This is a genomic window from Methanobrevibacter sp. 87.7 (assembly GCF_002208625.1).
Taxonomy (GTDB): Archaea; Methanobacteriota; Methanobacteria; order Methanobacteriales; family Methanobacteriaceae; genus Methanarmilla.
This window is the reverse complement of record NZ_MRCT01000298.1, coordinates 1-242: the sequence shown is the minus strand read 5'-3', so window position 1 is coordinate 242 and position 242 is coordinate 1. Positions and strand designations below refer to the sequence as shown.

Here is a 242-nt window from a genome sequence, read left to right as displayed (position 1 = left end):
ATCATGAGAACCTTGAAGCTCCTGAAGACCTTCTTCTTTTTTCTGTTTATTTTCTTTTACTTCCACATGATATTTAGCCATTTGAGCTGACTGTTCATCTTCACTTAATTTGTTAACCTGAGCTACAATTTTTCCTGCAATTGGACCAATTTCTTTTGCTCTACTTCTTAAATCCGGTTCCTGACTCATAATTGAACCAATAACTGCCCCCGGATTTGCACTTCCTTTATGCTTAGCAGCAT

Annotated in this window: 1 pseudogene; it reads right to left on the bottom strand. The window is 37.2% G+C overall.

Annotation, left to right across the window (positions count from 1 at the left end):
* Nucleotides 1–242: pseudogene (gene gltX, locus BGI41_RS08300) on the bottom strand (glutamate--tRNA ligase); the annotation flags it as partial.